Annotated in this window: 24 protein-coding genes and 4 tRNA genes; 14 read left to right on the forward strand and 14 right to left on the reverse strand. The window is 66.6% G+C overall.

What is annotated here, in order from left to right:
- Nucleotides 1-12 precede the first annotated feature (12 nt).
- Entirely contained in the window at nt 13-510 is a 498-nt protein-coding gene (locus HBE64_RS13900; RefSeq protein WP_167109181.1) for a DUF1990 domain-containing protein, read from the forward strand.
- On the opposite strand, the gene HBE64_RS13905 is transcribed toward HBE64_RS13900, so the two are convergent.
- The 4 genes from HBE64_RS13905 to HBE64_RS13920 form a co-directional block, all read right to left on the reverse strand.
- Complete coding sequence (locus HBE64_RS13905) at nt 499-1,569, reverse strand: hypothetical protein (RefSeq protein ID WP_167103054.1); 1,071 nt, start codon at nt 1,567-1,569, stop codon at nt 499-501. The genes HBE64_RS13900 and HBE64_RS13905 overlap by 12 nt on opposite strands.
- Before the next feature lie 491 nt (nt 1,570-2,060).
- Nucleotides 2,061-2,687 carry a TetR/AcrR family transcriptional regulator gene (locus tag HBE64_RS13910; RefSeq protein ID WP_243841320.1) on the reverse strand — a complete coding sequence of 209 codons (627 nt, stop codon included), beginning with the start codon at nt 2,685-2,687 and terminating at the stop codon, nt 2,061-2,063.
- Nucleotides 2,684-3,751, reverse strand: a complete 1,068-nt coding sequence (locus HBE64_RS13915) for a dihydrodipicolinate reductase (protein ID WP_167103057.1) — start codon at nt 3,749-3,751, stop codon at nt 2,684-2,686. The genes HBE64_RS13910 and HBE64_RS13915 overlap by 4 nt, the downstream gene beginning before the upstream one ends.
- Nucleotides 3,748-4,620 (reverse strand): SDR family NAD(P)-dependent oxidoreductase, encoded by an 873-nt coding sequence (locus HBE64_RS13920; protein ID WP_167103060.1) that lies wholly within the window; start codon nt 4,618-4,620, stop codon nt 3,748-3,750. Before HBE64_RS13920 ends, HBE64_RS13915 begins: the two co-directional genes overlap by 4 nt.
- Nucleotides 4,621-4,713: 93 nt before the next feature.
- Here HBE64_RS13920 and HBE64_RS13925 point away from each other — a divergent pair, with 93 nt between their 5' ends.
- Complete coding sequence (locus HBE64_RS13925; protein ID WP_167103064.1) at nt 4,714-5,919, forward strand: thiolase family protein; 1,206 nt, start codon at nt 4,714-4,716, stop codon at nt 5,917-5,919.
- Between the two features lie 2 nt (nt 5,920-5,921).
- Complete coding sequence (locus HBE64_RS13930) at nt 5,922-6,332, forward strand: Zn-ribbon domain-containing OB-fold protein (protein WP_167103067.1); 411 nt, start codon at nt 5,922-5,924, stop codon at nt 6,330-6,332.
- A 1-nt stretch (nt 6,333) separates the two neighbouring features.
- Here the strand turns inward: HBE64_RS13930 and HBE64_RS13935 are convergent, their stop codons facing one another.
- The 4 genes from HBE64_RS13935 to HBE64_RS13950 all read right to left on the reverse strand — a co-directional run bounded on the left by HBE64_RS13935 (nt 6,334) and on the right by HBE64_RS13950 (nt 9,528).
- On the reverse strand, nt 6,334-6,798 hold the full coding sequence (locus tag HBE64_RS13935) for an ATP-binding protein (protein WP_167103069.1): 465 nt from the start codon (nt 6,796-6,798) through the stop codon (nt 6,334-6,336).
- A gap of 30 nt (nt 6,799-6,828) precedes the next feature.
- Complete coding sequence (locus HBE64_RS13940) at nt 6,829-7,206, reverse strand: STAS domain-containing protein (protein ID WP_167103072.1); 378 nt, start codon at nt 7,204-7,206, stop codon at nt 6,829-6,831.
- 159 nt (nt 7,207-7,365) lie between these two features.
- Nucleotides 7,366-8,685: a PP2C family protein-serine/threonine phosphatase gene (locus HBE64_RS13945; RefSeq protein WP_167103075.1), complete on the reverse strand. Its 1,320-nt coding sequence runs from the start codon at nt 8,683-8,685 to the stop codon at nt 7,366-7,368.
- A gap of 126 nt (nt 8,686-8,811) precedes the next feature.
- On the reverse strand, nt 8,812-9,528 hold the full coding sequence (locus tag HBE64_RS13950; RefSeq protein WP_167103078.1) for a FadR/GntR family transcriptional regulator: 717 nt from the start codon (nt 9,526-9,528) through the stop codon (nt 8,812-8,814).
- 88 nt (nt 9,529-9,616) lie between these two features.
- Between HBE64_RS13950 and HBE64_RS13955 the strand changes: the two genes are divergently transcribed.
- The gene (locus HBE64_RS13955; RefSeq protein ID WP_167103081.1) at nt 9,617-10,990 is read left to right on the forward strand and encodes a cytochrome P450; all 1,374 of its coding nucleotides are present in this window, start codon (nt 9,617-9,619) and stop codon (nt 10,988-10,990) included.
- A 25-nt stretch (nt 10,991-11,015) separates the two neighbouring features.
- Here the strand turns inward: HBE64_RS13955 and HBE64_RS13960 are convergent, their stop codons facing one another.
- Both HBE64_RS13960 and HBE64_RS13965 read right to left on the reverse strand, forming a co-directional pair.
- Nucleotides 11,016-11,519 (reverse strand): nuclear transport factor 2 family protein, encoded by a 504-nt coding sequence (locus HBE64_RS13960; protein ID WP_167103084.1) that lies wholly within the window; start codon nt 11,517-11,519, stop codon nt 11,016-11,018.
- Between the two features lie 69 nt (nt 11,520-11,588).
- Nucleotides 11,589-11,663 (reverse strand) — tRNA-Val (locus HBE64_RS13965).
- A 174-nt stretch (nt 11,664-11,837) separates the two neighbouring features.
- On the opposite strand from HBE64_RS13965, the gene HBE64_RS13970 reads away from it, so the two are divergent.
- The 7 genes from HBE64_RS13970 to HBE64_RS14000 all read left to right on the forward strand — a co-directional run bounded on the left by HBE64_RS13970 (nt 11,838) and on the right by HBE64_RS14000 (nt 15,006).
- Nucleotides 11,838-11,910 (forward strand) — tRNA-Gly (locus HBE64_RS13970).
- 29 nt (nt 11,911-11,939) lie between these two features.
- Nucleotides 11,940-12,013, forward strand: a tRNA-Cys gene (locus HBE64_RS13975).
- A gap of 22 nt (nt 12,014-12,035) precedes the next feature.
- Nucleotides 12,036-12,110, forward strand: a tRNA-Val gene (locus HBE64_RS13980).
- Nucleotides 12,111-12,276: 166 nt separating this feature from the next.
- Nucleotides 12,277-12,999: a TetR/AcrR family transcriptional regulator gene (locus HBE64_RS13985; protein ID WP_167103087.1), complete on the forward strand. Its 723-nt coding sequence runs from the start codon at nt 12,277-12,279 to the stop codon at nt 12,997-12,999.
- Between the two features lie 2 nt (nt 13,000-13,001).
- Entirely contained in the window at nt 13,002-13,640 is a 639-nt protein-coding gene (locus HBE64_RS13990; RefSeq protein ID WP_167103090.1) for a TetR/AcrR family transcriptional regulator, read from the forward strand.
- Nucleotides 13,641-13,756: 116 nt separating this feature from the next.
- Nucleotides 13,757-14,647, forward strand: coding sequence for a TetR-like C-terminal domain-containing protein (locus HBE64_RS13995; protein WP_167103093.1), 891 nt, complete (start codon nt 13,757-13,759; stop codon nt 14,645-14,647).
- Nucleotides 14,551-15,006 carry a hypothetical protein gene (locus HBE64_RS14000; protein WP_167103095.1) on the forward strand — a complete coding sequence of 152 codons (456 nt, stop codon included), beginning with the start codon at nt 14,551-14,553 and terminating at the stop codon, nt 15,004-15,006. Before HBE64_RS13995 ends, HBE64_RS14000 begins: the two co-directional genes overlap by 97 nt.
- Here HBE64_RS14000 and HBE64_RS14005 read toward each other — a convergent pair.
- Nucleotides 15,003-15,302, reverse strand: coding sequence for a hypothetical protein (locus tag HBE64_RS14005; protein WP_167103098.1), 300 nt, complete (start codon nt 15,300-15,302; stop codon nt 15,003-15,005). The genes HBE64_RS14000 and HBE64_RS14005 overlap by 4 nt on opposite strands.
- A gap of 180 nt (nt 15,303-15,482) precedes the next feature.
- Here HBE64_RS14005 and HBE64_RS14010 point away from each other — a divergent pair, with 180 nt between their 5' ends.
- Nucleotides 15,483-15,884, forward strand: coding sequence for a hypothetical protein (locus HBE64_RS14010; protein WP_167103101.1), 402 nt, complete (start codon nt 15,483-15,485; stop codon nt 15,882-15,884).
- On the opposite strand, the gene HBE64_RS14015 is transcribed toward HBE64_RS14010, so the two are convergent.
- Nucleotides 15,861-16,373: a hypothetical protein gene (locus HBE64_RS14015; protein ID WP_167103104.1), complete on the reverse strand. Its 513-nt coding sequence runs from the start codon at nt 16,371-16,373 to the stop codon at nt 15,861-15,863. The genes HBE64_RS14010 and HBE64_RS14015 overlap by 24 nt on opposite strands.
- 115 nt (nt 16,374-16,488) lie before the next feature.
- Here HBE64_RS14015 and HBE64_RS14020 point away from each other — a divergent pair, with 115 nt between their 5' ends.
- Complete coding sequence (locus tag HBE64_RS14020; RefSeq protein WP_167103107.1) at nt 16,489-17,061, forward strand: hypothetical protein; 573 nt, start codon at nt 16,489-16,491, stop codon at nt 17,059-17,061.
- On the opposite strand, the gene HBE64_RS14025 is transcribed toward HBE64_RS14020, so the two are convergent.
- Nucleotides 17,052-18,890, reverse strand: a complete 1,839-nt coding sequence (locus HBE64_RS14025) for a long-chain fatty acid--CoA ligase (protein ID WP_167103109.1) — start codon at nt 18,888-18,890, stop codon at nt 17,052-17,054. The two genes, HBE64_RS14020 and HBE64_RS14025, sit on opposite strands and share 10 nt — an antisense overlap.
- Before the next feature lie 113 nt (nt 18,891-19,003).
- Nucleotides 19,004-19,282: a hypothetical protein gene (locus tag HBE64_RS14030; protein WP_167103112.1), complete on the reverse strand. Its 279-nt coding sequence runs from the start codon at nt 19,280-19,282 to the stop codon at nt 19,004-19,006.
- Nucleotides 19,283-19,410: 128 nt separating this feature from the next.
- Between HBE64_RS14030 and HBE64_RS14035 the strand changes: the two genes are divergently transcribed.
- On the forward strand, nt 19,411-19,950 hold the full coding sequence (locus tag HBE64_RS14035) for a GNAT family N-acetyltransferase (protein WP_167103114.1): 540 nt from the start codon (nt 19,411-19,413) through the stop codon (nt 19,948-19,950).
- Nucleotides 19,951-19,962 lie beyond the last annotated feature (12 nt).

Consider the following 19,962-nt stretch of genomic DNA (forward strand, 5'->3'; position numbering starts at 1 on the left):
ATGGTGGATCGGGTGAAGCTCAGCGACCTGGCCGGACAGCCGTTGACGTACGCCGAAGTGGGGGCGACCGCGGGCCAGCTTCCCCCGGCTTATCACCACGTCAGGCTGTCCTCGCGGATCGGGCGCGGCCGAGACCGGTTCGAGCAGGCTGCCGCTGCGGTCATGCGCTACGGGATGCTGCGCGGGGCTGGGCTGCGCGTCGCCGCGACCACCGAGGTGGCCGAGGTCGGGACCGACGTGCTGGGCAAGCTGGGTCCGTTCGTGGCGCCGTGCCGGGTGGTCTACGTCGTCGACGAGCACAACCGCCGCGGCTTCGCCTACGGGAGTCTGCCCGGTCACGCCGTGGCGGGTGAGGAGATGTTCGGCGTGCGATACGAACCGGCCGACGATTCGGTGCACGCCGAAGTGGTGGCGTTCTCCCGGCCCGCGACGTGGTGGAGCCAGATCGGGGCGCCGGTGGCGTCGATCGTCCAGCGGGTGATCACCAAGCGGTATCTGTCAGTGGTCTGAGTGGTCGCCGGTTGACGTGTCCCGCGTGGCGACATCGATCTGATAGGACAGGATCGCCAGGGCGAACAGGCCGATCGACAGGTTGATCAACGCCCCGAAGCCCTCGGTGGCGAAGTCGACCAGCGCGGTCAGGAAGGTGAACACCAGCGCGGCGCTGCGCAGCAGGCGCAACGGCCACACCTTGGTGGTGCGCCGCAGGGCGATCATTGCCGGCAGCGCCATCGCCAGCGTCAATCCGGCGGTCACCAACAGGATGATCGTGGCCGGGCTCTTGCCCGCCAGTTGGATCTTGACGTGTTTCTCTTCGTAGAAGTAGTCGCCGAACACGATGCCCAGGGTGTGCAGGAACAGCCCGAAGATCGAGCCGGCCACCAGCAGCCACCCCACCCATGGCACCCACTTGGGGCTGCGAAACACGTTGGGAATCAAGCGCGGAGCCCACCGCTGCAGACGGTAGAGCCGGTCGCTGGCATGCCCGGCCGACAGCAGCAGCGCCCGGACGTGTTCGACATCGCCGTCGGGTGCTCCCCCGGCCCGGGCCTGCTCGACGAGTTGCAGCCCGATCTCGCGGCGGTGGTCGGCCAGCCCGCGGGCCGTCCCGTCGGCGGCGATGGCCGCAGCCGAGGCCAGGCATTCGTGGGCACTGAGCGGGCGGATCACCCGGATGATCCGCGCGCCGACCAGGATCAGGCACACCAGGACGTACATGATCTCGGCGGCCGGGCCGTAGAAGTAGTCGTTGTCCTTGGTGACGAACTTGCCGACCTCGTCGAGGAACAGGCCGAACCCGATGCCACCCATCACCACCGTCAGCACGCGCACGCCCGACCCCAGCGCCAGCCACCCGGTCAGCAGCGCCAGCATCATCAGGGCACCGCCCCACAGTGCGTGTGCGATGTGCAGGTCGCCGCCGCCGATCTGCGGGTAGCCGGTGAGCCGCAGGTACAGCCGGGTCAGCAGGATCGTGGCGATCGCGACGATCACGAACGCCTCTGCCGAACCAGACCCGACGGCGTTACGGGTGATCGGTCCGCGCCGGGTGCTGCTGTGGTCGGTCATCGCAATCTCCGCTCGCGCCGATATTGGGCCGCCCGCCGTGGTCGGTGGGGCACTGCCATAGTGACCCGATTCTGCAACCCCGCTGAATCCTTGGCTACGCGGGCACTTGGAACCTGCTGAGAGAAAGGCCGTGTCCGGCAGTAACGCCCGCTGAACATGGATGACCACTGTGTGGCTGCGACGAGGGTGCTGCCGATCCGTGTTCAGGTCACACGGCGGCCGCCGCCCGGCCTATCCTCGAAAGATGTTCTCCGCCTGACTCCGAGGGAGATTCAGATGAAGTGAATCCGTTTCGTGGGTGGTGTAATAGCCGCTGCGGCAATCGGTGTGATGACGTCAGCGGCTCTTGCCGACGAACCGCGCGGTGCGCCGCACGACTCGATCATGGCCGGCAACGGACCATACTCGACCTTTCCGTCGCCGACCCCACCCCCGGCCGCTCTGGTGTCGACCACCACGAGTGTGACTGCCGTTCAGACGCTTTCAGGCGGTCACTGACCGTCGCCGAGATAGGCGCAGATCACGTCCACGAGGGCCTGCTGCTCTCGGCTGGTGTCCATCGGTATGCCGGCCACCAACTCCGATACGACCAGGCCGCGCATCGTGGCCCAGATCAGGTCGGCGACCGCGGTGGCCTGCGGGCTGTCGAGACCCTCGGCGAGGTCGTGACTGAGATCGGTGATGGCCTGCTGAAGTTGGGCCAGGTGCTTCGTCGCGCGTTTGTCGCGCATTGCCCGGGTGCCTATCAAGATCTCGAGCGAAGCGCGAGAGGTGTTACTGGAGAACACCTTCCAAGCCTCGTCGACGACGCGGCGTACCCGGTCCCGGCGGCCGAGCTGTTCGGTGGACGCCGGCAACGCATGCAGCACGTCCACCAGTTGAGCCAGACCCCGGTCCACGACGGCCATCAGCAGACCGTCGCGGTCGCCGAAGTGATACTGCACCACACCCCAGGTCACCCCGGCGCGTTCGGCGATGTGTTTGGCGCTGGCCGCCGCGAAGCCCTCCTCGATGACGCAGCGCACGGTTTCGTCGAGCACCAAATCGCGTGTGCGGTCGGCACGCTCCTGGCTGCCGCCGGGTGGGCGCCGGGGCGCGATCTTGGGCACCGCGGTCACCACATCACATTGTCGGCGTGCGCGGTCGGGAGATCCTTGACGGCAAGCAGTCCCGGCGGTGCGGCGCACACGTCGTGAATGGCGTTGACGGCGCGCGCCGCGGTCGAGACGACACCGCCCTGGTTGTGGTCGACACCGTCGAGCCCGAGATGGGTGTTGATCTCCACCCCTGGGGTGCCTCGGACCACCACCCGGTGCACGCCCGGTCGCCCGTCGGGCGGGGTGGGCCAGTCCGGCGCGGCCGCGGAGGTCAGCCGGTTGACATGCTCCATGGTGATGACCGGCCGGCCGTCGCGGATTCCCTCGACGGCGAAGCGCACCGCGGCGACGCGGCCGGGCGGCACCGCCATCATCGTGCAGTCGATCTGCTCGGGTGTCACCCAGCTTTCGTGCCACTCGCGCACCTCGTCGAGGGTGACACCGAGCAGCTGAGCCAGTGAACGCACCTGGCCACCCCACAGCGAGGACAGCACGCCCGGCGCGAACATGATCGGGGTGTGATCCGGTGTCGTGCCGAATCCGAAGCTGACGCCGGTGAATTCGGCGTCGTCGTAGGTGCCGTAGTCGCAGATCTCGGAGACCGTGACGGAGGTGGCCCGGCCGGCCAGGCTCAGCGCCGTGTAGACCAGGCTGTCGCCGGAGAAGCCGGGGTCGACGCCGTTGATGTAGAGCGAGGTGCCGCCGGCCTCGCAGGCCTTGACCAGTGGGGTGCGCATCCACTCGTCGGCCTGATATGGAGCGACCAGCCAGACCATTGACGTCCCAACCACATTGGTGCCGGCGCGCAGAAACCGGGAGATCTCCTCGATCGCCTGCTGCGGGCGCATCTCGGCCTGGGAGGTGTAGACGACGCAGTCGGCGTCGAGTGCCACCAGGGCCTCGATGTCGTCGGTGGCCACGATGCCGGTCGGCTCGTCGAGTCCGCACAGTTCGGCGGCGTCGCGCCCGACCTTGTCCGGGCCGTGGGCATGCAGACCCACCAACCGCAGGTCGGGCCGTTCGATGATCATCTTCAGGGCGTGGACGCCCACGTTGCCGGTGGAGAACTGGATGACGTCTTTCACAGGAGGTCCGTAATGGTCTTGAGGCCGGCCTCGTAGAGCACGCCGGGCAACATCCCGCCGTCCATCTCGATGGTCGTGCCGTTGATGAAATCAGCTGTGCCGCTGGACAGGAACACCACCGCGCGTCCCACTTCGGACGGCTCGCCGGCGCGGTGCAACGGCACGTCGCGGAAGTACTTCTCCCCCGTCGGGTCGTCCTTGGGCAGCACGAAGGATTGGAAGTTGTCGGTCATCGTCGGGCCCAGCGCCAGGCAGTTCACCCGGACCTTGGGTCCCCATTCCTCGGCCAGCGACCGCGTCATGTGGTTGAGGCCGGACTTGGCCGCGCCATAGGAGACCAAGGTCGGCGATCCGGCCGGATGTCCGGCACCGCTGGAGATGTTGACGATCGAGCCGGTGCCGTCCTGCTCACGCATCTGCAGATACACCCGGATGGCGAACCACAGCGGGCTGATCAGATTCATCTGAATGGCGAACTGGTGGAACAGGATCGTGCGTTCGAAGTCGTCGGCAGAACGCGGGGCGCCCTGGATCCGCGAGACGAGTTCGGGAACGTCCTCGACATGCGGGGTCGGCACGGTGCCGCCGGCGTTGTTGACCAGGATGTCGATGCGGCCGTAGTCGGCGACCACCCCGGCGACGAACTCGTCGATGGCGCGGTGGTCGCCCTGATCGCAGACCCGCTGCGAGGACCGGGCCGCCCACTCGGGGTTGTCGGCCACCCCGGGCATGGCGTCCAGCGCCCCTCGGGAGCACCCGACGACGGTGGCACCGGCGCGCAGCAGTTCGTGTGCGATGCCCAGCCCGACTCCTCGGCTGGTTCCGGTGACGACGGCGACCTTGCCGTCCAGTGGTGAGACATCGCTCACAATGCGGGGTCCTTTCCGGGTGGGCGGATTTTCATAGAACGGTCAATATGATTACATCCTTAATGTTCTTGGGGCAATGACGAAAGGGCCGCCATGGGTCTTCGAGGGGAAGCCGCGATAGTCGGCTACACCGAGCTGCCGTCGACCAAGCGCCCGACCGGGCCGCTGGAGTTCAGCCTCGAGCACTGGGCTCGGCTGGCAGCGGCCGCCCTCGCCGACGCGGGCCTGTCGGCCACCGACGTCGACGGCATCTGCACCACCTACCTGCAGGAATCGCAGATCTTCGCGCCGTCGACGGTGATCGAATACCTCGGTATCAAAGCCAATTTCGCCGAGATGGTCGACCTCGGCGGCGCCAGCGCGGTGGCGATGGTGTGGCGCGCGGCGGCCGCGATCGAACTCGGACTGTGCAACGCGGTGCTGTGCGTCATCCCCGGCACGCCGCTGTCGCCGGTCAGCGAGAAGCGGCCCCCGGATTTCGGCGACATGCTGTATTTCGGCGCTTCGAGCAATCGGTACGGCTCACCGCAGGCCGAGTTCGAGATCCCCTACGGAAACCTCGGGCAGAACGGCCCGTACGGACAGGTCGCCACGCTCTACGCCGCCACCTACGGCTACGACGAACGCGCGATCGCCAAGATCAGCGTGGATCAGCGGGTCAACGCCAACCACACCCCCGGCGCCATTTTCAGGGACACCCCGATCACCGTCGACGACGTCGTCAACAGTCCCGTGATCGCCGCACCCTTGCACATGCTCGAGATCGTGATGCCTGTGATGGGCGGCGCCGCTGTGGTGGTCACCAACGCCGATCTGGCCCGCCGGGCGCGCAATCGGCCGGTGTGGGTCAAGGGATTCGGCGAGCGGGTGCCCTACAAGACACCCACCTACGCCCAGGAGTTGTTGCAGACCCCGATGATCAAGGCTGCGGCGTCAGCGTTTTCGATGGCCGGGCTGACCCCGGCCGAGATGGACATGGTGTCGATCTACGACTGCTACACCATCACCGCGCTGCTCAGCCTGGAGGACGCGGGCTTCTGCGAGAAGGGCAAGGGACTGCAGTTCGTCACCGAGCACGACCTGACGTTCCGCGGCGACTTCCCGATGAACACCTCCGGCGGCCAGCTCGGCTACGGCCAGGCCGGGACCGCCGGCGGCATGCACCACGTCTGCGATGCGACCCGTCAGATCATGGGCCGCTCGGAGGCCACCCAGGTGGCCGACTGCAACCGCGCGTTCGTCTCCGGAAACGGCGGCATCCTGTCCGAACAGACCACACTCGTACTGGAGGGTGACTGATCATGGCCGCATTCGCCAAGCCGATGCCCATCCCGACGCCGACCGCTCAGCCGTTCTGGGATGCGCTGGCCGAGCACAAGATTCGCATCCAGTACTCGCCGTCGTCGGACAGTTACGTGTTCTATCCGCGGGTGCTGGCGCCGGGCACGCTGGCCGACGATCTCGAATGGCGTGAGATCAGCGGGGCCGCGTCGCTATACACCTACACGGTGGCCTACCGGCCGGTGGCCCCACATTTCGCCGATGACCTGCCGCAGATTCTGGCGGTGGTGCAGTGGGATGAGGGACCGCGGTTCTCCACCGAGATCGTCAACGCCGATGTGGCGCGGTTGTCGGTGGGGATGCGGTTGACGCCGGTGTTCTTCGATTACCCCGATGACGGGGTGACGATGTTGCGGTACGAGCCGGCCTGATTCAGACGCTGACGTCGGCGCGCACGGCGGCGGCGGCGACGTTGTCGAACCGCAGGCACACCGTGGTGCCCAGCGCGGAGGTGTCGATGGTCACCTCGTCGGCCAGGGCGCGCATCAACGGGATGCCGCGGCCGCGGATGCTGCCCTGTGTCGTGGGATCGGGCTCGCGCCAGCAGCCCTGATCGGCGATCGTGACGGTGAGTGTGGCGGCCGCACGATTGAGCACCGCCTCGACGTCGATGGCGCCGGCACCGCTGTCGCGCAGGTAGGCGAATTCCGCTGCGTTGGCCAGCGCTTCGTTGACGGCCAGCACGATGTCACTGAACTGGACCGCATCGACGTTGGTGTTTGCCCGCAGCCACACCGAGAAGGCGTCACGGACGCGGCCGGCGCTGCGTGCATCGGCGTGGACGCCGACGTCTGCGAACCTGTCACCGTCGGGACATGGGTAACTCGTTGTCGTCATGGCAAATGCCGTATACCCACCTTCGCGTAATTACTCACCCAGTGCGGCGCGCGCCTCGTCCAATGTGGGATACATCCCGATGATCTCGGCCAGGCCGACCAGCTTCAGCGGCCTGCTGGTGGCCGGTCCGCTGGCCACGACGCCGAACCCGACGCCGGGGCCGGCCTGCTCGTGCGCGGCGACCAGGACGCCCATCCCGGCCGAGGCCAGGAACTCCACGTCGCTCATGTCGACGATGACCGCGGACGGGTTTTTCGTCAGCGCCGTTTTGATGCTGGTCTCCAATTGCGGCGCCGTCAGCATGTCGATGACGCCGGAGACCGCGACTACGACCGTACGGCCGAAACACTCTTCGCTGACCAGGCACCCGGTGTTGGCCGTGGTGGTGGTTGTGGCTTGTTCGTCCAAGATTCACACCTCACTTGCGCGCACCGAACGATGCGCTCTGAGTTAGGTCATGCCGGCGGCTTCCGTCTGAACCTGGCAAGAACTCACAACAGTTGTGCGCCGATTTGCTTGCGGCGCCTAGTCCGCGCCCCGATAAGCGGTCGGCGCGACCCCTCCAGGTTAACGTACATCGGCGTCAGTTGCGGCTTCGACGGTCAAAGCCAGCAGCGCGACGTCGTCGTCGGGTTGCAGCGTGGCGACCAGTTCGGCGAGCTCAGCGATGAGTTGTGCGGCGGGCATGCCGACCCGCTCGGACAGGAACAGGCGAAGGGCTGGTTCGCCGAACGTGGCGGATCCGTCGGGGCGGGCCTCGACGATGCCGTCGGTATAGAGCAGCAGGGTCTGCCCCGCCGACAGTGACACCTCGCAGGATTCGAAGGTGGCATCGGCGATCGCGCCGACGAGCATGCCACCGGACGACCGCACCGGCCGGACCGAGCCGCTGTGGCTGTCGAGCAGCAGAGCAGGAAGGTGCCCGCCGGTTGCCAGGGCGATACCGAATTCGCCACTCGCCGCGTCGCGCGCCAACTTGCCGAACAGCACTGTGCAGAACTTCTTCTCGTTCGGATCGCTGACCAGAACGGCGTTGAGTTCGGTGAGGCCGTCGGTGGGGTCTTCGTGGTGTAGTGCCGCCGCCCGCAACGTGTAGCGAACCAGTGAGGTGACCGCTGCTGCCGGCGCGCCATGACCCTCGACGTCGCCGAGGAAGAACGCCCAGCGGTTGTCGTCCAGGCCGAAGACGTCGTAGAAGTCGCCGCCCACCTGCCCGGAGGCGGCCGGGTGATAGTGCGCGGCCATCGACATGCCCGGGATCACCGGCAGTGCCGGCGGAAGCAGCGAACGTTGCAGCACCGCGGCGTAGTCCGCCACGGTGGCCTGGTTGCGTTGGGCGGTGTCGCGCAGATCCCGCTCGGCGCGCACCGTGGTCAGCGCCGAGAGCCGCAATTCGAGTTCGTTCATGACGATCGCCGCCAGGTCCTCCAAGATGGCGACCTGTTCGGCGGTGACCTCGCCGGGCCGGGTATCCAGCACGCTGACGACGCCCAGGTGGTGGCCGTCGGCGGTGGTGACCGGCGCTGCGGCGTAGAACCGGATTCCCAGATCGCCTGTCACCAAGGCGTTTTCAGCAGAGTAGGGATCCGCGGTGGTGTCGGGGACGACGTAGGTGCGGCTGTCCCGGATGACGATCGGGCACAGGCCCGCATCGCGGTCGACCTCGGAGATGCCGCTGATACCGTGCACCGCCTTGAACCAGATCCGGTCCCGGTCGACGAAGCTGATCGCCGCGTACGGTACGCCGAAACACCGCGCCGCGACCCGGGCGATGCGGTCGAAGCCGTCGTCGCCCGGGGTGTCGAGAATGGCGTAGCGCTCCAGGGCGCGGAGCCGCTCGTCCTCGAGCGCCTTGGGCGTGCGCGGGGAGAACTGAGTGGTCACCATGGCTTTCCGCCGTCGGAGGTGGTCGCCGTGTTCGGCAGTACGTCAACCCTACCGCTGCCCCGCGGCACGACCGCGGCGGTCAACGGCGACCCGAATTGATTGACGGCTGAGCCAATTTCGCCGGCGTTACCGCTCGAGCCCGTCGAGTACCGACAGCAGCGCCGCGGTCGCGGGTTCCAGCAGGGCCGTCGCGGCGCGGGCCGCCCGCTGAGGATCACCGGCCTCGATGGCCTCGACCACCGCAGCGTAGGCCGCGGGCCTGCCGACCTCGTCCGCCATAACCGCACTGAGCGCAACCAGCGCGGGCTCATAGGTGGCGCGCAGCGTGTTGTACATCAGCCGGAACACGATCGAATCCGCGCCGTCGACGACGACATCCCAGAACGCCAGCGCCAGCCGCTGACGCCCGACGGGATCGGTTTCAGACTCCAAGGCACGCAACGACTCTCGCAGCGCATCGATGAGCTCGGGCTGGCGGCGTTCGGCGGCCAGCGCCGCGACCTTGGGTCCGTTGTGCAGCCTGGTCTCCAGAATGCTGCGCACCACGGCGACGTCGAGCTCGCCACCGCGGATGACCAGCCGTGGCAGCAGGTCCAGCCCGGCGTGACGGCGAAAGTCGCGCACCGTGGTCGCATCCCCCTGGCGCACCTCGATCAGCCCGGCGGCCAGCACGCCGCGTAACGCCTCCCGTACCGCGGGCCGGGAGACACCGAGAAGTTCGGCCAGGTGACGCTCGCTGGGCAGCACGTCGCCCGGCTGCATCTCACCGCTGAGCACGTCGGCGATGATCTGTTCCACGACTTCTTCCGGAACCGACTTGCGTTGCACCGGCTGAAGCACCATGCGGCGATGATGACCTCTCGATCCGGCAGACGTCAAGTGGTCAGACCAATCCCGTGCCAGGGCCGGGACCTGCTCGTATGCTGACCACATGAGCGACGCCGCACCGGCAACGTTGCCGCCCGGGCCTCCCCTGCCACCGGTCGTCCAGGCCGTTCTGATGTGGCGGTACTGGCCGCGGTTCGTCGCCGCCTGCCGCCGCCGCTACGGCACCGAGTTCACGGTGCGCGTTGCCGGACTGGGCAGCATCGTCTACCTGACCGACCCGGCCGAGATCAAGAAGGTGTTTGCCGGGGACACCACGACTTTCCATGCCGGCGAAGCGAATTCCGTCCTGAAGGGGCTACTGGGTCCGGCCTCGGTGCTGGTGATCGACGAGGACGTACACCGGGACCGCCGCAGGTTGATGCTCGAGCCGTTCACCCGCGACGCGGTGGCGCGCCAAACCGCGATCATGACCGAGGTCGCCGCCGCCGATATCGACCGCTGGCCGGTGGGCACACCGTTCGCGGTGGCACCACGAATGTCTGCGATCACCCTCGAAGTCATCCTGCGGACGGTGATCGGGGCGACCGACCCGGCCCGGCTGGCGGCCCTGCGAACGGTGATGCCGCGCCTGCTCAACCTCTCCTCGACCCAGTTGGTGGCCATTGCCTCACCCAAACTGCAGAGCCGGTTGCCGTGGCGGGGAGTGCGCCAGCGGATCGAGGACGCCGACCGGCTGCTGTACGCCGAGATCGCCGAACGCCGCGCCGACCCGGACCTGGCCTCGCGCCCGGACGCGCTGGCAATGCTGGTGCGGGCCGCCGACCAGGACAGCCGCACCATGACCGATGCCGAATTGCGCGATCAGCTGATGACCCTGCTCGTGGCCGGACACGACACGACGGCGACCGGGCTGTCCTGGGCGTTGGAGCGACTGACCCGCCACCCGGCGGTGCTCGCCAAGGCGGTTGCAGCCGCCCAGGCCAGTGCCGCCGGCGACCCCGAGGGTGACGAGTACCTCGACGCGATCGCCAAGGAGACCTTGCGCAACCGGCCCGTGGTGTTCGACGTGGGGCGCATCCTGACCCGGCCGGTGGAGGTCGCCGGCTACCGGTTGCCCGCGGGTGTGATGGTGGCCCCGGGCGTGGGCCTGGTGCACTCCGACGAGACGATCTACCCCGACCCGGACCGCTTCGACCCGGACCGCATGGTGGGCGCGACGCTGAGCCCGACGACGTGGTTGCCGTTCGGCGGCGGTGCCCGCCGCTGCCTCGGCGCCACCTTCGCGATGGCAGAGATGCGGGTGGTGCTGCGCGAGGTTCTGCTGCGTGCGGAGTTGGCGACCACCACTGATCCCGGTGAGCGCCAACGGGTCAAGCACGTCATCCTCATCCCGGATCGCGGTGGGCGTATCCGGGTGAACCGGCTGCGGGCGCCACAGCCGATGCTCGACATCGCGACGAGCCGCGAAACCAACTAGCAGGCAAGCGATTTCGAGGCGCGCTCTATCGGTTGGGTCGGTCGAGGAATCCCGGGGTGACGTCGACACGGATGCGGGTCAGGGTGCGTGAACTGATCAGCCATCGCCCGTCGACCTTGCGATAGGTCTCGTGGTAGTGGCCCCAGCCGTGCAGATGTTCCTCGGTCTCGCCGTGGGTCCACCACAGCCGGTCCTCCATCGCCCAGACACCGCGGGCGGTCGTGTCGGTGGTGAGCTCGATCAGCGGGGTGTGGCCGTGATGGACCGACGTGATGGGCACCGGGCCGTCCAACGTGGCCCTGATGGCGGTGCTGAGTGCCTCCCGGCCGACGACGACCGGGGCGGGGGTGTCACCGGCTCGGCGGGCGTCGCGCCAGGTGTCGCTGACGACGTCCTCGGTGTGGAAGTCGCCGTAGTGCTCCCAGTCCTTGGCGTCCAGGCAGTGCAGCCGGCCGGCGAAGACGGCGTTGATCTCTTCGATGGCCAGCAGCCGCTCGACGGGGCTGAGGGTCACAGGTGCGCCGGTCATGCCGAGATCGTCGGGATTCGGGGGCGCCGCCTCAAGGGCGAGTCTCGATGAATGGCTTGGCCATAAAGGTGGTGGTCCCGGCTGGGATCGAACCAGCGACCTTCCGCGTGTGAGGCGGACGCTCTCCCGCTGAGCTACGAGACCGAGTGGCAGTTGCACCGCCGAAGCGGGCGACGACGCCGAGGCAGAACATTATCACGACGCGACCATCGGCTCGGAATGCGCTTGTCACCACAGGTGACCATAGGGATTTGTGTGGCTTCGGTTGCGTCGACTATTGTCGTGCTTCGCACCGGATGACGATCTCATTCGGAGCGCGCGGATGTAGCGCAGTTGGTAGCGCATCACCTTGCCAAGGTGAGGGTCGCGGGTTCGAATCCCGTCATCCGCTCGAAGGTGCAACTGGCATCAAACCCCAACGGTGGAGTGGCCGAGTGGTGAGGCAACGGCCTGCAAAGCCGTGCACACGGGTTCGATTCCCGTCTCCACCTCCAACAAGGATCAACCGATAGACCCGCGCGATTAGCTCAGCGGGAGAGCGCTTCCCTGACACGGAAGAGGTCACTGGTTCAATCCCAGTATCGCGCACCACATCGACCTGATGGAGCCCGGTTTCGGCCGGGTTTTCCTCATTTGATGGCGTCGCGGGAGTTTGCGAGTTCCAACGACTCGGACCCAATCTCGGCGTCAAATCCCCTGTCGAAAAGTAGACTCGTCTTCGCTGGTGGCTGCCATGCCGCCGTAGACGGGGAGCTCCATGGCAGTACAGGCCAGAGCCGAGGTAACGCGCAAGCGGATTATCGACGCCGCCGTCGAACTGTTCGACGGCACCCGATACGGCGAGACTGGGCTGGCCGACATCATCAGCCGGGCTGAAGTCACCAAAGGCGCCTTCTACTACCACTTCCCCAGCAAGGAATCGGTGGCGTTGGCGATCATCGAGCAGTACGAAGAGGATTTCCGCGCCGCCATGATCCGAGTCGTCGGCGCATCCGATGCCCCCGCCCTCGACAACATCATCCGCTCGACGTTCGTCGTGGCCCAGATGCACCGACAGGACAACCTGGCCCGCGTCGCCAACCAACTGCGGCAGTCGTTGTCCCAAATGAGCTCCGTCGCTGCCCAGGTCTACGAGAAACGCCGCAAGACCATCTTCACGGTGATGACCGACGGCATCCGTCGAGCGGTCGCCCAGGGCGATGTCGCCGCGGACATCGATGTCGACGGGCTGGCCCGAACCATCTGGTCGGCGTCGTTGGGCAACCGCGTCCTTTCCGACAGCATCGGCGACGACATGTTCGCTCGTCTCACCAGCATCTGGCAGGTACTGCTGCGCGGCATCGTGCCGGCCCAGTCGTTGGAGTACTTCCACGAGGTGGCCAGGCGGATGGGTCAGCAGTACTCAGAACACGGGATGGCCGACCTGGACCGCGAGCGCAATCACGCCGAGGCCAGAGGTCCGGGTCGCCAGGGGGGATAGAGATGGCACAGGCCAGAGCCGCCGCGACCCGTCAGGCGATCGTCGACGCCGCGATCAACCTGTTCAGCAAAAAAGGTTATGGCGAAACAAGTTTGGCTGAAATTCAGCAGCTGGCCGCGGTGACCAAGGGCGCGTTCTACTATCACTTCGATTCCAAGGACGCGGTAGCCGCCGCCGTCATCGGCCAATTCCACGACAAGATCCGCACAGCGTTTCGCCAGAGCATCGACCCGCCGGCTCAGCCCGGCCTGGAGGGCATCGTGCGCGGCACCTTCGCGGTGGCCCAGCTGATGCACTCCGACGACTCGGTGCGCGTCGGCAACGAACTCTCCCAGGCCCTCGGCCAGGTCAGCGCTGCCGGGCAGCAGATCTTCGCCCAGACCACGGTCGCCTTCGTCGAGGAAGTGAAGAACGCGCTCGCTGCAGGCGACCTGCGCCCCGACCTCAAGCCCGACGACGTCGGCGAGACCATCTGGGTCTCGGTGATCGGCTGCCAATTCCTGTCCGCGGCGATCGGCGACGACCAGGTGACCCGGCTGACCCAAGCCTGGCGGGTGCTGCTGCGGGCGATCGTTCCCGCCGAATCGCTGCCCTACTTCTACGAAGTTCTGCGACGAACCGCCCTCGAAAGCAGCGGTTAGCGCAAATGCCTTACCGCGTCGTCAATTTTGTCGTCGAACCCGCCCCAACCGACCCCCCGGTGGCGTAAATTCTCGCGACGAGGTTGAGATAACAGCCATCAGCCGGTCGTGCGCCGGTGCGCCCCAAGAGCGCGCGCCCGCCCACCGCCGCAAGCCGGTCTCCAGGGGCGGGACACCGTAGCCATCCCCTTGCGCTATGCGCGCTCGCCCCTGGAGACCATCTGCTGCACGCCACAGCTTCGAGCGCCGGGGGGATCAACGTGGACTGGGAGTCCGGACCGACACCGCTGTGCCAGCGCGTCATCGTCGCGGCGAGCGACGAACTCGCCTCACGGGGCATCGACAACTTCACCATCGAAGGTGTCGCGGCGCGTGCCGGTGTCGAGGCCGAAGCCATTAGGCAGATCTGGGGCGACCGGCGAGTGCTATTGATAGATGCGCCCCTGCGCGGTGCACAGCAGTCCGTCCCGATCCCGGACACCGGTTCGCTTCGCACCGACCTCGTGGCCTACGCACACTCGCTGTCGGCGGCATCGGCGAATCCGAGCGCGCGAGCGGTGCTGTACTCACTGATTCCGCCCAGCAAGGATTGGGACCCCACCGAGGTCCGCGCCGACTTCTGGGAAATCCGCTTCGACAAGATCGCCACCATCCTGCGCCGCGCCGCCGCGCGCGGCGAACTGCGCAGCGGAGTCGATCCTTTGGAAGCCATGCGGCTGTTGAGCACCGCGTTGAACTACGACGTCCTGTTCACCGACAGTCCGATGCGCCCAGAGTATGCAGAGCAGGTACTGGACATCTTCATCAGAGGAGTCAGCCGAGAAGGCGGTACCGACAAGGCATTTCCGGCAGTTGGTCTTTTGCCGCAGTTCGCCCGGGTGACACGTCGGACCAGGTTTATCGTCGGTTCATGGACATGGCCGAAAAGGCTGACCAGATCCGCGCTCGCGAGGCGGCACAAGACGCCGAACGCCAGCGCAAGTGGGTCCTCACCCGCCAGGCGCTAGACGAGCTGGCCCCAGAGGTCGCCGTCGAATGCGCCAAACGCCGCCTGCCCACGGCCAGCGTTGGCGCCCTCAAGCTGCACAGGGCATGGGTGTTCGCGGTGGCCGCCAACGCTGAACCAGGCGAAACGACCGTCTGCATGCATCTGGCGTTTCACCGGGATGCCACCTGGACGCTGCTGGGTTACCACCACGGCGTATGCACCACGCCGGTCAACAAGAACGCCACGTTCCATCCGGGACTGCGACAGGGTTTTGTCTTTGACAGGTATCGCCACGAGGCAGAGGTGGTGGTCAGATTGCCTCGCGAAGAACTGCGCAGGCGAATTCTCGACCAGATAGCGGATAGGCAGAGAGCTTAGGTTCCCGCGGAAAAGCCTTGCGGCGCAAAGGATGCCACAGCAGTGACGGCCACAGCTGTCAGGATGACGGTGGTGAGGATGACCGCCAGGATCATCTGGGTGCTGAGGTGGAAGCTGGGGTTCGGTGACACGTCGGCGCGTTCGTCGACGACATCGCAGGGTTCGGCGAGTGCCGCGTCCTGATCAGTCTCGGCTGGCGCCGTCAGGGACGGTTCCGGGATGACGAACACCGTGTGGATGCCGTGCGCGGTGGGCGCATCGGCCACGGCGGCGGTTTCGGCGGTCAAGAGGTTCATGTCGGTGCCTTGCTGAGGGGGAGCAATTAGGGCCCCTTCATTAGTGCACTTATGCCAGCAAATTTCTAGAGGTTTGCCCAAAGTTGTGGCGAAGACCACACCATCGGCGGATGGCAAGCTGAGAGCAGCCTTACCTCGCACGAGCGTAACAGCATTTCAGAGCGCTCTTCTGAGTGAGAAGTGACAGCATCCGACAGTTCACTGACGCGTCTCAGCTGGCCCATTAAGGTGGCGCGCATCCAGAAATTTCCCGCTGTTGCAGGTATAGCAAATATTTGTGCGTCAGTTTCGTTACACGGCGACCTGGAATCCACCCGCAACGAGCACCTCACCTCGGTCCAGTTCGCATCCGTCGAGGCTCCCGAACAGCAGTCCGACGTTGTCGTCGGGACCCATTTCGTCGAGGGATCTTCGGAACTGCTCGATACCGTCAACAAGAACCAGCTGGGCGGGCTCGACTCGGCCGGTCGCAATCAGGCCTCGCTTGCGGACGACGAACACGTCCCGGACAGTCAGGCGAAACTTGCGCCCGAGGCTACTCGCCGCCGCAGTGACCGCCTACCAGCCGAACCCGAACCCTAATCCGGAATCCTTGGCCCACAGGCAGTCTCCGGCCAGGCGCACCGTGAACAGTTTCGGGAGCAGGTCCACCGACAGCGGGGCGCCCGGCTCACCGCTCGAGAGTTGCGGTGGGGCAAGGACTCCGGCGCTCACTACGGTGACCTGCTCTGCGCTGCAGGAGCTTGCGGGGTCCAGCGGAGTTGCGGTCCAACGCCCGGAGGTGAGGTTCGGGTTGCGAAAACCCTGACCGTGCAGAGTGATCGCCGGTCCATAACTCACCCAGGTGTCGTTCGGGTCGAACGGGCCCACCACCGCAGTCCAAGCGTGAGAGCCATCGGGGCCGGCGCGGCAGGCCAGGAAGTCACTGCCGTCGGGCAGCTGGGTCATGGCGTCGACCTGGTCCGCCGGGCATCCCGCACCCGCCTGCGGGAAGGCGGTGTCGGCCTGGGCGATCCCCGCGGTCAGCAGCAGCCCGGCAAGGACTGCCGGCACCGCGGCGCGTTTCACCATCTCCACTCCCCCACCATCGCGAAAACCCACGTCAAGGTTACGTCCAGCCGTGTTTACGGCAGCGTCAATAGAATGGCGCTACGATTCCAGACCTGACGAGGTCTGAGGGGGCACCGTGTCGTTCGTCAAACTGCTGCTGTCGTTCGCGCCGTGGATCGCCTTTCTGGTGATCGCCAGGGACACCATGGCGCGCGTCGAGATCGGACTTGTCACCGCGCTGGTCCTGTCGGTGGTGATGGCGGCGCTCAAACTGCATCGCGGGGTCATCATGTGGGTCGGGCTGGCCTTCTTCAGCATCGCGACCCTGGCCGTACTGGTCTTCCACAACATGTGGACCATCCGGCACCTCGGTGTGATGGCCAACGGCGCCCTCGCGCTCGGATCCTGGTTCACGCTGGCGATCGGCAAACCCTTCACCCTCGAATACGCCCGCGCCCACACCGACCCCGCGAAATGGCACGACCCGCTGTTCATCCGCGTCAACGTGTTGCTGACCGCGGTGTGGGCGTCGGTGTTCACCGTCAACACCGCCTTGGCGTGGGCGCTGATGAAACACGTGCTGCCCGAATGGGCTTGTCACACCGCCAGTTACACGACACTGATCGGCGCGGCCGCGTTCACGTCGTGGTACCCGGCCCACCTCCGCCGGGCAGCGGCACGATCAGCCGCGCCACCGCCTCAGGCGTAGAGCGAGTCCAGGTTGTCGTGGAAGTTCTCCACCACCGCCTTGCGCTTGAGCTTGAGGCTCGGCGTCAAATCGCCCGCCTCGACGGTCAGCTCGCGGTCGATGATGGTGAAACGCTTGACCTGCTCCCACCGGTTGAGGTGCTTGTTGAGCGTGTCGACGTACTCGCCGATCATCTCCTTGGTCTTCTCGTCGCGGGCGATCTCGGAGAATGACTTGCCCTCCAAACCGTTTCGGTCGGCCCACTCCCTGATCGCCTCGCCGTCGAGGCTGACCAGCGCGACACAGTAGGGCTTGCTCTCGCCGTAGATAATGATCTCGCTGGCGAACGGGCACAGCCCCTTGAACATCGCCGAAATCGCCGAGGGCGCGACGTATTTGCCCTGCGACGTCTTGAACATGTCCTTCTTGCGGTCGGTGATCCGCAGGAACCCCTCGGCGTCGAGTTCACCGATGTCACCGGTGTGGAACCAGCCGTCGGGCTCGATGGCCTCGGCCGTGGCCTCGGGCAGGTCGTGGTACCCGCTCATCACACCGGGACCCTTGAGCAGGACCTCCCCGTCCTCGGCGATCTTGACCTCGGTGTAGGGGAACGTCCACCCCACCGTGCCGAACCGGTAAGCCTGCGGACGGTTCAACGACGAGGCCGCGGAGGTCTCGGTCAGTCCGTAGCCCTCCAGAACGATGGCGCCGACGGCGTCGAACCACTGTGCGACGTCGCGGTCCAGAGCCGCCGACCCGGAGATGAAGAACCGCAACCGCCCGCCGAACCGCTCGCGAATGGTGTTGAACACCAACCGGTCTGCGAGCTTGTGCTGCAGCGCCAGCACCGGGCCGACGCGGTGGCCGGCCTGCTTGGCCCGCGACACCTGCAGCCCCACCTCCACAGCCCAGTCGAACAGGCGCTTCTTGACCCCGCCCTCCTCGGCCATCATCTCGGTGATCCGGCCATGCACCTTCTCGAAGATGCGCGGGACGGCACCCATGAACGTCGGCCGGATGATGGCCAGGTTCTCGACGATCTTGTCGACCCGCCCATCGATCACGGTCGGGAAGCCGATCACCAGCGGAAGCGCCAGCATCACCTTGCCGAACGAGTGGGCCAGCGGCAGCCACAGGTAATTCAGGTCCTTGTCGCTGAGCACGCCCAGGGAGTCCAGTGCCGAGGCGGTGTAGGTCCACGCCTCGTGGTTGAGCCGAACACCCTTGGGCTTACCGGTGGTGCCGGAGGTGTAGATCAGGGTGGCGAGCTGGTCGGGGCGGATCGCGTCGATCCGCTCGGTCACCGCGTTGGGTGTGTCAGCCAGCAACTGCTTGCCGAGCTGTTCGAGTTCCTCGAGCGTGATGACCCACTCGCCGTCGCCCGGGCCGTCGATGATCACCACCTTCTCCACGGCGGGAAGCTCCGCGCGATGCGCGATGAGCTTGTCCACCTGGGTCTGGTTCTCGGCGACGACGACCCGGCTGCCGGAATTGGCGACGATGAACGCCACATCCTCGGCATTGGTCGTCGGATACACCGTCGTGGTGGCCGCACCGGCCGACAGAATGCCGAAGTCGATGGCCACCCACTCGTAGCGGGTCCCCGAGGCCAGCGCCACCCGATCCTCGGCGTTGATACCCAGCGATATCAACCCCGCGGCGATCAACTCGACGCGATCGCCCACCTGCTGCCAGGTGACGCCGGTCCAGCCGTCATTGTCGGGATAGCGGAATGCTTCCGCGGTGGGCGTGGCCGCGACACGGTCAAGAAACATCCGGGGCACCGACGGTGCCCGGTTGTCGATCTTGCTGATGTCGGGCCGCTCGTCGGATTTGCGCAGGCCTGCCATGTGCGCGAGTTTATGAAGGTCGGCCTCCGCCGGTGGCGGAATCGGCAAGCCCACCGCGACGGGCTAGTCGAAATCCTGGGGATCGCGCTGCCGGCCCGAACACACCCGCGGGCTCACAATTGCGGGATCTGCGGAGCCTGCGGGATCTGGGGTGAGAGCGCTGGGGGCGGGACGCCCGGCGCGGCCACGCAGACATCACTATCGCCGTCGTAGATCATGCCCGCCGGGCACTCGTGCACACACTGCCAGCGGTCCGCGTCAACGGCGGCCTGACCGGCCGGGCAGTGCTCGGCCAGCGATGTGGCCGGTGCCATCCGGATCACGCCGGCACCGACGCCGAGTCCGATGGACACCGCGGCCAGTGACCGCCGCACAGCCCTCGTCGTACCCATCGGATGCCCCCCATCTGCGGCTTTATCGCCAGGCAGAGCCTATCGCCGGGCCGGCCGCCGCACCGGCAACACGCTCGCCGCCAACACCACCACGCCGTCGCCGTAACCGCGCCCAACCGCACCGCACAATGGATTCCGTGACCGTCTCGATCACTGTCGCGACCGATGCCGACGCCGACGAACTGGCGACGGTGGCCGCCGCGACGTTCCCACTGGCCTGTCCTCCGTCCTCGCCGCCACGCGAGGTCGCCGCCTTCATCGCAGCGCAGCTGTCCCCACAACGATTCGGCGACTACCTGGCCGACCCGTCGCGGATCGTCCTCGCCGCGCGGCAGGCACACCGAATCATCGGCTACGCCATGCTCATTCGCGGGGTCGGCGACAACCCCGATGTCGCCCGTGCGGTGACCGCGCGGCCGGCGACGGAACTGTCGAAGATCTACGTCGCACCCGAACACCACGGCGGTAGCACTGCCGCGGCGCTGATGAACGATGCCGCCGACCGAGCCGCCAAGTCGGGCGCGCACTGCCTGTGGCTCGGGGTCAACCAGAACAACCTGCGGGCCCAGCGCTTCTACACCAAACACGGGTTCACCATCGCCGGAACGAAGACGTTTGCGCTCGGCACCCACACCGAACATGACTTCGTGATGGTTCGCCATATCTAGCCCCAGACCAGG

Origin of the sequence: Mycobacterium sp. DL592 (genome assembly GCF_011694515.1) — a bacterium.
In the GTDB taxonomy this organism is placed as follows: domain Bacteria; phylum Actinomycetota; class Actinomycetes; order Mycobacteriales; family Mycobacteriaceae; genus Mycobacterium.